Origin of the sequence: Aeromicrobium sp. Leaf272 (assembly GCF_001422865.1) — a bacterium.
Taxonomy (GTDB): domain Bacteria; phylum Actinomycetota; class Actinomycetes; order Propionibacteriales; family Nocardioidaceae; genus Aeromicrobium.
Window position 1 is genome coordinate 605608 of the sequence record NZ_LMMY01000013.1, and the last position, 11627, is coordinate 617234.

General features: G+C 72.3%; 13 protein-coding genes. 9 read left to right on the plus strand and 4 right to left on the minus strand.

Translation table 11 applies throughout. From position 1 onward, the window contains the following. Positions 1-1242, plus strand: a complete 1242-nt coding sequence (locus tag ASF38_RS12190) for a hypothetical protein (protein ID WP_056555581.1) — start codon at positions 1-3, stop codon at positions 1240-1242. On the opposite strand, the gene ASF38_RS12195 is transcribed toward ASF38_RS12190, so the two are convergent. Beyond that, positions 1209-2996, minus strand: coding sequence for a long-chain fatty acid--CoA ligase (locus tag ASF38_RS12195; protein ID WP_056555584.1), 1788 nt, complete (start codon positions 2994-2996; stop codon positions 1209-1211). The genes ASF38_RS12190 and ASF38_RS12195 overlap by 34 nt on opposite strands. Before the next feature lie 101 nt (positions 2997-3097). Between ASF38_RS12195 and ASF38_RS12200 the strand changes: the two genes are divergently transcribed. From ASF38_RS12200 to ASF38_RS12215, 4 genes are read left to right on the plus strand one after another with little or no spacing between them, the layout of a single operon-like run. Beyond that, complete coding sequence (locus tag ASF38_RS12200) at positions 3098-3550, plus strand: SRPBCC family protein (protein ID WP_056555586.1); 453 nt, start codon at positions 3098-3100, stop codon at positions 3548-3550. Continuing rightward, positions 3543-3875 (plus strand): hypothetical protein, encoded by a 333-nt coding sequence (locus ASF38_RS12205; protein WP_156366910.1) that lies wholly within the window; start codon positions 3543-3545, stop codon positions 3873-3875. Before ASF38_RS12200 ends, ASF38_RS12205 begins: the two co-directional genes overlap by 8 nt. Beyond that, complete coding sequence (locus tag ASF38_RS12210) at positions 3872-4891, plus strand: ROK family glucokinase (RefSeq protein WP_056576329.1); 1020 nt, start codon at positions 3872-3874, stop codon at positions 4889-4891. Before ASF38_RS12205 ends, ASF38_RS12210 begins: the two co-directional genes overlap by 4 nt. Before the next feature lies 1 nt (position 4892). Continuing rightward, positions 4893-5927 (plus strand): ROK family glucokinase, encoded by a 1035-nt coding sequence (locus ASF38_RS12215; RefSeq protein WP_055965714.1) that lies wholly within the window; start codon positions 4893-4895, stop codon positions 5925-5927. On the opposite strand, the gene ASF38_RS12220 is transcribed toward ASF38_RS12215, so the two are convergent. Next, complete coding sequence (locus tag ASF38_RS12220) at positions 5833-6267, minus strand: hypothetical protein (protein ID WP_156366911.1); 435 nt, start codon at positions 6265-6267, stop codon at positions 5833-5835. The two genes, ASF38_RS12215 and ASF38_RS12220, sit on opposite strands and share 95 nt — an antisense overlap. Beyond that, positions 6260-7054, minus strand: a complete 795-nt coding sequence (locus tag ASF38_RS12225; RefSeq protein WP_056576334.1) for a carboxylesterase — start codon at positions 7052-7054, stop codon at positions 6260-6262. Before ASF38_RS12225 ends, ASF38_RS12220 begins: the two co-directional genes overlap by 8 nt. Positions 7055-7134: 80 nt before the next feature. On the opposite strand from ASF38_RS12225, the gene ASF38_RS12230 reads away from it, so the two are divergent. The 4 genes from ASF38_RS12230 to ASF38_RS12245 all read left to right on the plus strand — a co-directional run bounded on the left by ASF38_RS12230 (position 7135) and on the right by ASF38_RS12245 (position 10991). Next, positions 7135-7887 carry a 1-acyl-sn-glycerol-3-phosphate acyltransferase gene (locus ASF38_RS12230; protein ID WP_055965721.1) on the plus strand — a complete coding sequence of 251 codons (753 nt, stop codon included), beginning with the start codon at positions 7135-7137 and terminating at the stop codon, positions 7885-7887. Between the two features lie 53 nt (positions 7888-7940). Then, on the plus strand, positions 7941-8978 hold the full coding sequence (locus tag ASF38_RS12235; protein ID WP_055965723.1) for a 6-phosphofructokinase: 1038 nt from the start codon (positions 7941-7943) through the stop codon (positions 8976-8978). Further along, positions 8975-9454 (plus strand): DUF427 domain-containing protein, encoded by a 480-nt coding sequence (locus ASF38_RS12240; protein ID WP_056576336.1) that lies wholly within the window; start codon positions 8975-8977, stop codon positions 9452-9454. Before ASF38_RS12235 ends, ASF38_RS12240 begins: the two co-directional genes overlap by 4 nt. Before the next feature lie 202 nt (positions 9455-9656). Continuing rightward, positions 9657-10991: a class II 3-deoxy-7-phosphoheptulonate synthase gene (locus ASF38_RS12245; protein ID WP_369796998.1), complete on the plus strand. Its 1335-nt coding sequence runs from the start codon at positions 9657-9659 to the stop codon at positions 10989-10991. Between the two features lie 15 nt (positions 10992-11006). Here ASF38_RS12245 and ASF38_RS12250 read toward each other — a convergent pair whose 3' ends face one another. Next, positions 11007-11582 carry a carboxymuconolactone decarboxylase family protein gene (locus ASF38_RS12250; protein WP_235493019.1) on the minus strand — a complete coding sequence of 192 codons (576 nt, stop codon included), beginning with the start codon at positions 11580-11582 and terminating at the stop codon, positions 11007-11009. Positions 11583-11627 lie beyond the last annotated feature (45 nt).

Here is an 11627-nt window from a genome sequence, read left to right on the forward strand (position 1 = left end):
GTGAGGAGGCCTTCGGCCAACATCACGGCCGCGCTCGTCCTCCTCGGGGTCGCGCTCGCGGTGCTGCTCTGGCAGCGGCCCTGGTCAGGCGGGTCGGAGGACGCGGACGTCGTCGCGATCCCCGACGACGCACGTGTCGTGCTGGCGGACCAGCTGACCGCGCTCTCACGGGCCACGACGGAGCAGGAGTTCGTCGCCGCAGCCGGCGAGGGGTCCCGGGCGCGCACGTTCGCCGAGCAGGCCTGGCAGGCGCGCGAGGCGCTCTCGGTGACCGACGTGTCGCTGCGCTACGTCTCGGGCGGTGACGTGGCGGACCGCGCCGACGGCTCCACCCTCGCGACGGTCGAGGTCTCGTGGCGAGCCGGTGACGCGTCGCCCGTGGCCGGCACGAGCGTCCGGTCCACGCAGGTGGGGCTGCGCCTCGACCCCCGGGACGACGGCACCTTCGCCGTGCGCGGGGCCGCGGCCGTAGGGGACCGCCTCCCGCTCTGGCTGGCGGGCGACGTGCGTGTCCAGTCGGCAGGCGACGCGGTCCGCGTGGTGAGCATCGACGGTGGCGTGCCCGACCTCGACGCCCTGGCCGCGGCCAGGGCTGCGGACCGCAGCGTGCGGGCGACGGTGCCGGAGGCCGACGGTCGGCTCACGGTGATCGCCCCCAGCAGCAGGGCCACGACCGCGGCGCTGGTGGGCCAGTCCCAGGAGGACGTGGCCGCGATCGCCGGTGTCACGACCACCGTCGACGGCTCCACCGGGACCGCGCGGGTCGTGGTGCTCAACCCCGACCTCTTCGCCGGCATGGACGCCCGCGCCCGGCAGGTCGTCATCACGCACGAGGCCGCGCACCTGCTCACCGGAGCGGTCGGGACCTCGATGGTGACGTGGGTGGCCGAGGGCTTCGCCGACTACGTGGCGCTGCGCGACGACGACGCGCCGCTCGCGGTGAGCGCCGGGCAGATCCTCGCCCAGGTCCGTGCCGACGGCCCGCCTGACGCCCTTCCCGACGCCCAGGCCTTCGCCTCCGCCGGCGGGCACGGGCTCGGCGCGGTCTACGAGTCCGCATGGCTCGTCTTCGAGATGCTCGCCGACGAGACGTCGAACGACCGGATCGTGGCCTTCTACGAGGACGTGCGTGACGGTGGCGACGTCGCGGACGCCGCCCGGGAGCGCCTCGGGCTGAGCGTCGAGCAGATCACCGCCCGGTGGCGCGCCTACCTGGAGAAGAGCGCCTCGACCGTGTCGTGAAGGTCGCGCAGCACCGCGGTCCGCTTGACCTTGAACGACGGCGTCAGGTAGCCGTTCTCCTCGGTCCAGTCGTCGTCGAGGATGACGAACTTGCGGATCGACTCCGCCTGCGAGACCAGGGCGTTGGCGTCGTCGACGGCCTGCTGGACCTGCGTCTCCAGCTCGGGGGAGTCCAGGGGGCCGGTCCAGGCCTCCCGGTCGATCGTCACGAGCGCGGCGATGAACGGCTTGCCGTCGCCGACCACGAGGCACTGGCTCACCAGCGGGTGGGCGCGGACCCGGTCCTCGAGCACCGCGGGGGCGACGTTCTTGCCGCCGGCGGTCACGATGATCTCCTTCTTGCGACCGGTGATGCGGACGAAGCCGTCGTCGTCGACGTCGCCGAGGTCGCCGGTGGCGAACCAGCCGTCGGGGTCGAGCGCCCCGGCCGTGGCCTCGTCGTTGTTCCAGTACCCGGTGAACACCTGGGGGCCGCGGAACAGCAGCTCGCCGTCGTCGCCGACCCGTACCTCGGTCTCGGGGAACGGACGCCCGACCGTCCCGATGCGCTGGTCGGACGGCGTGTTCACGCACAGAGCCGCCGTGGTCTCGGTGAGGCCGTAGCCCTCGAGCACCGTGACGCCGATGCCCCGGTAGAAGTGCGCCAGCCGGTCGCCGAGCGGCGCGCCGCCGGAGATCGCCCACTCGGCGTGGCCACCCAGCGCCTGACGCAGCTTGGCGAACACCAGCCGGTCGAAGAGGGCGTGCTTGGCGCGCAGGGCCGCCCCCACCCGCTTGGGCTTCCCGCGCCTCGTCGTCGCGTCCTGGGCCTTGCTGTAGGCGATCGCCGTCGCCACGGCCCGGTCGAAGATCGGACCCTTGCCGTCGGCGTAGGCCTTGGTGCTCGCGGAGTTGAAGACCTTCTCGAAGACGCGGGGGACCGCCAGGACGAACGTGGGCTGGTACTCGCCGAGGTCGGCCACCAGGTCCTTCACGTCGGCCGTGTGGCCCAGCCGGGTGCCGGAGCGGATGGCGCCGACCTGGATGATCCGCGCGAACACGTGCGCCAGCGGCAGGAAGAGCAGTGTCGAGGCGTTCTCGCGGCCGAACAGATCGGGCAGCTGCTCGAGCGCCCCGGAGAGCTCGGCCCGGAAGTTGCCGTGCGTGAGCCGGCAGCCCTTGGGACGGCCCGTGGTGCCCGACGTGTAGATGAGGGTGGCGAGCGAGTCCGACGTGAGGGTCGCCCTGGCCTGCTCGAGCTGTGCGTCGCTGACGCCCGCGGCGGCGGAGCGGACCTCGTCGAGGCCGCCCTCGTCGATGGTCCACACGTGCTTCAGGTCCGGGGCGTCGCGACGGGCCTCGTCGACCCGTCCGAGGTGCTGTGCGCTCTCCACGACGGCTGCGACGGCGCCGGAGTCGGAGAGGATCCACGCCACCTGGTCGGTCGAGGACGTCTCGTAGATGGGCACGGTGACCGCTCCGGCCCACCAGACGGCGTAGTCCACGAGCGTCCACTCGTACCGCGTGCGCGACAGGAGGGCGACCCGGTCGCCCGGCCGGACGCCTGCCGCGAGGAGTCCCTTGGCGACGGTGACGACGTCGGCGTGGAACGCGCCGATCGTCACGTCGGACCAGCCGTCCGGCCCACGTCGGGCGAGGGCCACGGCCTCCGGATCGGCCGCGAGGCGGTCGAGCACGTCGTCGGTCAGGTTGCCCCGGTCGGGGCGTCCGTCCGACGCGGCAGGGTCAGGTCGGTCACCGTCCGCAGCGTTCACGTACGGCAGGCTACTCGGCGTCGAACGGGCACGGGAGCCGCGGGGCGGACGTGGAGCGGCGTCCCACTACGATGAGGATCCCGAGGAAGCGAGGAGGGCCCATGGCGCGCACCACGAGCGACATCGTCATCGATGCCGCACCGTCGGACGTCATGGCCGTGATCGCCGACTTCGACGCCTATCCGTCGTGGGCCACCGGCGTCCGCAGCGCCGAGGTGGTCGAGCCGGGAGCTGCCGGCGACTCCGTCGGCGATCGGGCCGACCGGGTCCGTTTCACCCTCGACGCCGCACCCATCCGCGACACCTACGAGCTGCTCTACACCTGGGACGGCGACCGGTCGGTGTCGTGGAGCCTGGCGGAGAAGGCCACGGTGCTGACCGCGCTCGACGGCACGTACGCGCTGGCCGAGGTGGCCGGCGGGACGCGGGTGACCTACCAGCTCGCCGTCGACGTCGCCGTGCCGCTGCTTGGCACGCTCAAGCGCAAGGCCGAGAAGGTCATCATCGACGCGGCCCTGAGCGGCTTGAAGCAACGGGTCGAGACTCTTGGCTGACGACGAGGTGGGGTCGCTGGGACAGGAGACCCTCAAGCTGTTGCGAGCGCTCGCCGTCGACGCCGACACCACGGCGCCCCGGCGGAACGACGCCGACGCCGGGTCGCCCGACGCCGACGCGCACGTGTGCACCACGTCGTGGTGCCCGGTGTGCCAGGTGGTGGGCTTCGTGAAGACCAACCCCGACGTGGTCGAGGAGGTCGCCGTGGCGGCGCTGCACCTCGCGCGCACCGTGCGCGACGCGTTCGAGACCGCGTTGCGCCAGGGCGACGGCACCCACGACACGAGCGACCGACGTACCGACGAGGGAGAGGCGAGCCGATGAGCTCGACGCACGACCACGACACGCGCCTCGGCGTGGGGGTCGACATTGGCGGCACCAAGATCGCCGCCGGCCTCGTGGGGCCCGACGGCACCATCCTGGCCAGCGTCTCGGAGCCCACGCCCGACGCCGACGCCATCGCCGGGCTCGTGGCCGACCTGGTGGGCCGGCTCCGCGCGCAGGCGCAGCACCCGGTCGCCGGGATCGGTGTGGGTGCGGCGGGGTTCGTCGCGGCGGACCGGTCCACGGTCACCTTCGCCCCCAACATCGACTGGCGCGACGAGCCGCTGGGCGAGCGGATCGCCCAGCTGGTCGAGCTGCCCGTCGTCGTCGAGAACGACGCCAACGCCGCGGCCTGGGGCGAGTACCGGTTCGGCGCCGGCGCCGACTCCGACGACCTGCTGCTCGTGACCATCGGCACCGGGGTCGGTGGTGGCGTGATCCAGGACGGCGACCTCATGCGCGGCGGGTTCGGCGCGGCGGCCGAGATCGGGCACCTGCGGCTCGTCCGCGACGGGCGCCTGTGCGGGTGCGGTCAGCACGGGTGCTTCGAGAAGTACGCGAGCGGCAGCGCCCTCGTGGCCGAGGCACGTGAACGGGCTGCGAGCGACGACCCGGCAGCGGCGGCCCTCGTGGCCCGCGCCGGCGGCGTCGCGAAGATCAAGGGTCCGCTGGTCACCGACCTCGCCCAGGAGGGCGACCCGTTCGCGGTGGACCTGCTGCGCGACCTCGGGGCCTGGATCGGCGAGGGCTGCGCCTCGCTCGCCGCCGTGCTCGACCCGAGCGTCATCGTGATCGGGGGCGGGGTCGGGGCAGCCGCCGACCTCCTGCTCGACCCCGTGCGGGAGGCCTTCGAGGAGCACCTGCCCGCGCGCTTCCACCGTCGTGTGGCCGAGGTGCGCCTCGCGACCCTCGGCAACGACGCCGGCATCGTCGGCGCCGCCGACCTCGGCCGCTCCGCCCGCAGGGCGACGGCGCAGAGGGTCGGCTCCGCACCCGGCTCAGGAACAGGGGACTGACATGGCGGACAGGTTGGCCGTCGGCATCGACATCGGCGGCACCAAGATCGCGGCCGGCGTGGTCGACGAGGACGGACGGGTCGTCGCCCGCACCCGCCGCGAGACGCCCACGACCGAGCCGGAGGCCGTGCTCGACGCGATCACCGAGATCACGGCGGAGTTCCGCGCCGAGCTCCCGGTCAAGGCCGTGGGCATCGGCGCCGCAGGCTTCGTCGACGCGTCGCAGTCGACCGTCCTCTTCGCGCCGCACCTGGCGTGGCGGCACGAGCCGCTGCGCGACCGGGTCGCCCGCCGGACGATGCTGCCCGTGATGGTCGACAACGACGCCAACACCAGCGGTTGGGCCGAGTGGCGGTTCGGGGCCGCGCAGAACGAGCCCGACCTGGTCCTCATCACGCTCGGCACCGGCATCGGCGGCGCGCTCGTCATCGACGGACTGCCGTACCGCGGCCACTTCGGCATCGCGGGGGAGTTCGGGCACATGCAGGTCGTGCCCGGCGGCAACCGGTGCGAGTGCGGGAACCTCGGTTGCTGGGAGCAGTACGCCAGCGGGCGCGTGCTCGGACGTCGGGCGGCGGCGGCGGTGGCCGAGGGCTCGCCCATCGGCCGCCGGCTGGCCGAGGCCGCCGGTGGGGCCGATCGCGTCGAGGGGGCGCACGTCACTCCGCTCGCGCAGGACGGCGACGAGGAGGCGATCTCGTGGATCGCCGACGTCGGCGACTGGCTCGGCGTCGGCATGGCCAACCTCGCCGCGGCGCTCGACCCTGGTCTGTTCGTCGTCGGCGGAGGGGTGAGCGACGCCGGCGAGATGCTGCTGGGCCCGGCGCGCGAGGCCTACTCGCGCACGCTGACGGGTCGCGGCTACCGGTCCGAGGCCCGGATCGTCCGCGCGCACCTCGGCCCCGAGGCCGGGCTGATCGGCGCGGCCGACATGGCCCGACTCACAGCGCGGCGCCGTCGTCCGGCCAATCCCGCTGCGAGGGTCCGTGTTCGGGCAGCTGCGCGATCAAGTAGATCGCCGAGGCGACGAAGGTGAGGGCCGCGCCGAGCAGGACGGGGCTGGACAACCACTGACCCGCCAGCGAGGCGAACATGAGCAGCAGCGGCGATCCCACCAGGCCGCCCCAGGCGACGGCTCGCCCACGGTGCAAGGGCCGACCCGGACCCGGGTCGACCCGACGGTAGAACTGCTCGTCCACCGGGTCGGGCTCGTCGTCGAGCTCGAACGGCTCGGGCTCGGCAGGCTCCTCGGCCGGTGCCGGGTCGGGCTCGTCGGCCTCCGCGGGGAAGGGCAGGTCGAGGTCGAGGCGGCTGACGATGTCGTCGAACTCGTCGCGTCCGTCGCGGCCGGGCCCCCGCGCGTCGGGCTCAGCCATCGGCGCCACCGGTGTGCGAGGCGATGAACGCGGCGGAGCGCTCGAAGATCTGCGGAGCGTCGTGGTCGAGCGTGGCCACGTGGTAGCTGTTCTCGAGCGTGACGAACTCCCCGAGCCCGGGGCGCAGCCCTTCGCGCACCAGCGACAGGGTGCTGTCGTCGACGACGTGGTCGTCGGTGGAGCGGAAGAAGAGCACCGGGGCCTTGATCCGTCCGAGGTCGGCCCGCACGTCGCCCCAGAGCTGCATCATCGAGTGCAGGGCCCTCAGCGGCGTGCGGTCGTAGGCGTTCTCCTCGATCCCCGGCTTCTTGATGTCGCCACCGATCGCCTCGAGCGAGGGGACGACCCACTTGAGGAGGGGGACGGCCTTCAGTCGCGGGTCGCGCGAGGCGATGGCGGGATTGACCACGACCACCGCGTCGACGTCGTGCGGACGCTGCTCGGCCAGCCGCAGGGCGAGGCAGCCGCCCATGGAGAGCCCACCCACGACGACCCGCTCGCAGGTGTCGCGCAGGATGTCCAGCTCGGTCTCGAGCGCGCCGTACCAGTCCGACCAGGTGGTGCGGTTCATCTGCTGCCACGTCGTGCCGTGGCCGGGCAGACGGGGCACCCGCACCGTGTAGCCCCGGTCGGCGAGGTCGCGACCCCAGGGGACCATCGAGTACGGCGAGCCGGTGAAGCCGTGGCTCAGCAGGACCCCGACGGGTCCGCCGTCGCTCGTGAAGGGCTCGGCTCCCGGCACGACGGAGGGCTGCGACGCGCTGGATCCGGAGGAGGTGGGGCTCATGGATGCATCCTCCCTCACGGTGTCGCCACCGTGCACCCCCCTGAGCGCGGTAGTGTCCGGGTGACGCTGAGGAGGCGACGTTGTTCTACTGGTTCCTGAAGTTCCTGGCGCTGGGTCCGCTGTTGAAGCTGATCTTCCGGCCCTGGGCCGAGGGCACCGAGAACGTGCCCAAGGACGGGGCGGTCATCCTGGCCAGCAACCACCTGTCCTACAGCGACTGGCTCTTCATGCCGCTGGTCATCCCGCGTCGCGTGACCTTCGTGGCCAAGGCCGAGTACTTCGAGTCTCCCGGCATCAAGGGCTGGTTCCAGAAGAAGTTCTTCTCCGGTGCCGGCCAGGTCCCGATCGACCGGTCGAGCGGCTCCGCCGCCGCCGGCGCCATCGCGACCCAGCTGCGGCTGCTCTCCGAGGGCGAGGTGTGCGGGATCTACCCCGAGGGCACCCGCTCCCACGACGGCAAGCTGTACCGCGGTCGCACGGGCGTCGCGCGGATCGCACTGGAGGCGGGCGTACCGGTCATCCCGCTCGCCGTCATCAACACCGACGTCGTCGCGCCCCCCGGCAAGGTCTTCGGCAAGATGGCTCGCCCGGGCGTCCGCTTCGGCGAGCCGCTCGACTTCAGCCGCTACGAGGGCCTCGAGGGCGATCGCTTCATCCTGCGCGCCGTCACCGACGAGATCATGTACGAGATCATGCGCCTCTCCGGCCAGGAGTACGTCGACCTCTACGCCCAGGACGCCAAGAAGCGCGACAAGGAGTCGGAGCGCGCGGCCGCCAAGGCGGTCGAGCGCGCCGAGTCCGACGAGGTGTGGGACCAGATCAAGCCCGAGTGAGGCCCACCCGGCACGAGGCGGGCACGACGTCGGTACCGACGAAGGAGCGAGCCATGCGGATCGGAGTACTGACCGGGGGCGGTGACTGCCCCGGACTCAACGCGGTGATCCGGGCGGTGGTCCGCAAGGGGGTCCAGACGTTCGATGACGAGTTCATCGGCTTCCGTGACGGCTGGCGCGGCCCGCTCGAGGACGACGCCCGCGAGCTGGGCGTCGCCGACGTCCGGGGCATCCTGCCGCGCGGCGGCACCATCCTCGGCTCCTCGCGCACCAACCCGTTCGCCGTCGAGGGCGGCGTGGAGCGGATCCGCGCGACGCTCGAGTCCCGCGGCTGCGACGCACTGATCGCCATCGGTGGCGAGGACACCCTCGGGGTCGCCACCCGCCTCGCCGAGCTCGGCGTGGCCGTCGTCGGCGTGCCGAAGACCATCGACAACGACCTGTCGGGGACCGACTTCACGTTCGGCTTCGACACCGCCGTCAACATCGCCACCGAGGCGATCGACCGGCTGCACACGACGGCCGAGTCGCACCACCGGGTGCTGGTGGTGGAGGTCATGGGGCGCCACGCCGGCTGGATCGCCCTGCACTCCGGGCTCGCCGGGGGCGCGAACATCATCCTGATCCCGGAACGGCCGTTCGACATCGACAAGGTCTGCGCGCAGGTGGAGAGCCGGTTCGCCACACGGTTCTCGCCCATCGTGGTCGTGTCCGAGGGAGCAGTGCCGATCGCCTCGCCCGACGGCACGGGCATGACGCTGCAGTCCGGCGAGAAGGATGCCTTCGGCCACGTGCGGCTCGGTGGCGTGGGGGAGCGGCTGGCGCAGGAGATCGAGGAGCGCACCGGCAAGGAGGCGCGGGCCGTGGTGCTGGGCCACGTGCAGCGCGGCGGCACCCCGACCGCGTTCGACCGGTGGCTCGCCACCCGCCTGGGGCTGCACGCCATCCAGGCCGTGCACGACGGCGACTTCGGCATGATGATGGCGTTGCGTGGCACCGACATCGTCCGGGTCCCGCTCAGCGAGGGGACCGGTGAGCTCAAGCTCGTCCGGCCCGAGCTCTACGAGGAGGCCGAGGTGCTGTTCGGATGAGTGAAGGACGCGACGTCGAGGACGTCTGGAGCTACCCGCGACCGCCTGCAGTCGAGCCCAGCGACGAGCTGGTCGTCGTCGAGCTCGGTGGTGTCGAGATCCTGCGGACCACGCACAGCTACCGCGTGCTCGAGACCAGTCACCCGCCGACCTACTACCTGCCCGTCGACGCCGTGGCCGAGGGCGTGCTCCGGCCGATCGCCGGCACTACGGTCTGCGAGTTCAAGGGTGAGGCGAGCTACTGGGACCTCGTCGTCGGCGACCGCGTCGTTCCCGCCGGAGCCTGGACCTACCCCCGGCCCCGGCCCGGCTACGAGATGCTCCTCGACCACCTGGCCCTCTACCCCGGCCGCATGGACCGCTGCACCGTCAACGGCGAGGTCGTCCAGGCCCAGGACGGCGACTTCTACGGCGGCTGGATCACCTCGCGCGTGAGCGGACCGTTCAAGGGGGCTCCGGGAACGCTGGGATGGTAGGCGGCTCGCGGCTCGTTCCTCGCCGCTTCGGCGGCTCCTTCGTCGCCGCCCTGGGCTCCGCCCAGCCGCCTGTCTCGCTTCGCTCGACCTGTGGTGGCTGGGGTCGCCGACCTGGGCTTCGGCCGGCAGCGTGTCGCCCCGGCGGCGTCCACGTGTGCGTGGGTGGTCGTGGGCGCGGACGGGGTCCCCGTATCCTTGACCGGTGAGCATTCCGAGCCTTGACGACCTCCATGCGATGGGTGCTGCCCAGCAGCCCACGTATGCCGACCCTGCTGCGCGCGAGCGTGCGCTCGGGCAGCTGCGCCGGATGCCACCGCTCGTCTTTGCCGGCGAGTGCGACGACCTCCGCGACCGGATGGCCGCCGTGGCCCGCGGCGAGGCCTTCCTGCTGCAGGGCGGCGACTGCGCCGAGACGTTCGAGGGCGTCACCGCCGAGAACGTCCGCAACAAGCTGCGGGTGCTCCTGTCGATGGCCGTCGTGCTGACGTACGCGGCGAGCGTGCCGGTGGTCAAGCTCGGCCGCCTCGGTGGCCAGTACGCCAAGCCGCGGTCCCGCGACACCGAGACCCGCGACGGCATCACGCTGCCGGCGTACCGCGGTGACGCCGTCAACGGTTTCGACTTCACCCCCGAGTCGCGCGTGCACGACCCGCAGCGACTCGTCGACGTCTACAACGCCTCCAGCGCCACCCTGAACCTCGCCCGTGCCTTCACCACCGGTGGCTACGCGGACCTGCGCCAGATGCACGAGTGGAACAAGGACTTCGTCAAGAACAGCCCGGTCGGCGTCAGCTACGAGAAGGTCGGCGGCGAGATCGACCGCGCCCTCGCCTTCATGGACGCCATCGGCGTGGAGCCCGACGCCTTCCGCTCGGTCGACTTCTACTCCTCGCACGAGGCCCTGATCCTCGAGTACGAGCACGCCCTCACCCGCATCGACTCACGCACGGAGCAGCCGTACGACGTGTCCGGTCACTTCGTGTGGATCGGCGAGCGCACCCGTCAGCTCGACGGCGCGCACGTGGAGCTGCTGAGCCACATCGCCAACCCCATCGGCGTCAAGCTCGGCCCCACCACCTCGGCCGACGACGCGATCGCGCTCTACGAGAAGCTCAACCCCGAGCGCACGCCCGGCAAGGTCACGTTCATCACGCGCTTCGGCGCCGGCAAGATCCGCGACCTCCTGCCCGCCCTCGTCGAGAAGGTCACCGCTGCCGGGCTCGACGTCGCGTGGGTGTGCGACCCGATGCACGGCAACACGTTCGAGGCGTCCACCGGCTACAAGACGCGGGAGTTCGACGACGTCATCGACGAGACCCGCGGCTTCTTCGAGGTGCACCGCTCGCTCGGCACGTGGCCGGGTGGCCTGCACGTCGAGCTCACCGGCGACGACGTCACCGAGTGCGTCGGTGGCGGGCGTCGGCTGTCGGCCGAGGACCTCGCGACGCGCTACGAGACGCTGTGCGACCCGCGGCTCAACCGGGAGCAGTCGCTCGAGCTCGCGTTCCTCGTCGCCGACATGCTGCGCGAGCGCTGACCGACCCCTCGGCGGTCAGCGACCGTCGAGCGGCACCCGCAACGTCATGAGCGTGGTGGCGAGCGCGTCGTACTGCCCGCACAGCATGAGCAGCTCGATCGCGGTCGCCTCGTCGAGGTGCTCGCGCACGCGGGCCCACGTGGCGTCGTCGAGGTCGCGGTCGTGCACCAGTGACGCCGTCGCGTCCAGCAGCACGCGCTGACGATCGGTCCAGCCGTCCCACGTGGCGTCACCGACGTGCTCGACCTGCTCGGGCGTCAGTCCCACCTTGCGGCCGATCCGTCGGTGGTGGTCGAGCTCGTAGTCGCACCCGCGCAGGGTCGCGACGTGCAGGATGACCAGCTCGGTCTCGGTGCGCGGGAGTCGTCCGAACGGCATGAGGGCCGCGCTGAACATCAGCCAGGCGCGGAACAGTCGCCGCTGGCGCCCGAGCGTGGTGAACACGTTCGGGCGGTGGCCACCGATGACGCGGCCCGCGATGCTGCTGATGCCGTGGTTGACGAGGCCGAGGTCGCGTCGGTCACCCGGACCGATGCGCGGCGCGGTGTCGATGGGCTCGGGGGAGGCAGGCGGCGTCGGGGAGGCGGTCACGAGGCCAGCCTAGAGGTGCAACTGGGACGAGTGCACCAGAAACGT

Excerpts from the sequence above, each read along its gene's own strand:
- ASF38_RS12200 (WP_056555586.1), top strand. The coding sequence starts at position 3,098 with ATGGCGCGCACCACGAGCGACATCGTCATCGATGCCGCACCGTCGGAC.
- ASF38_RS12210 (WP_056576329.1), top strand. The coding sequence starts at position 3,872 with ATGAGCTCGACGCACGACCACGACACGCGCCTCGGCGTGGGGGTCGAC.
- ASF38_RS12225 (WP_056576334.1), bottom strand. The coding sequence starts at position 7,054 with ATGAGCCCCACCTCCTCCGGATCCAGCGCGTCGCAGCCCTCCGTCGTG.
- ASF38_RS12215 (WP_055965714.1), top strand. The coding sequence starts at position 4,893 with ATGGCGGACAGGTTGGCCGTCGGCATCGACATCGGCGGCACCAAGATC.
- ASF38_RS12220 (WP_156366911.1), bottom strand. The coding sequence starts at position 6,267 with ATGGCTGAGCCCGACGCGCGGGGGCCCGGCCGCGACGGACGCGACGAG.
- ASF38_RS12240 (WP_056576336.1), top strand. The coding sequence starts at position 8,975 with ATGAGTGAAGGACGCGACGTCGAGGACGTCTGGAGCTACCCGCGACCG.
- ASF38_RS12235 (WP_055965723.1), top strand. The coding sequence starts at position 7,941 with ATGCGGATCGGAGTACTGACCGGGGGCGGTGACTGCCCCGGACTCAAC.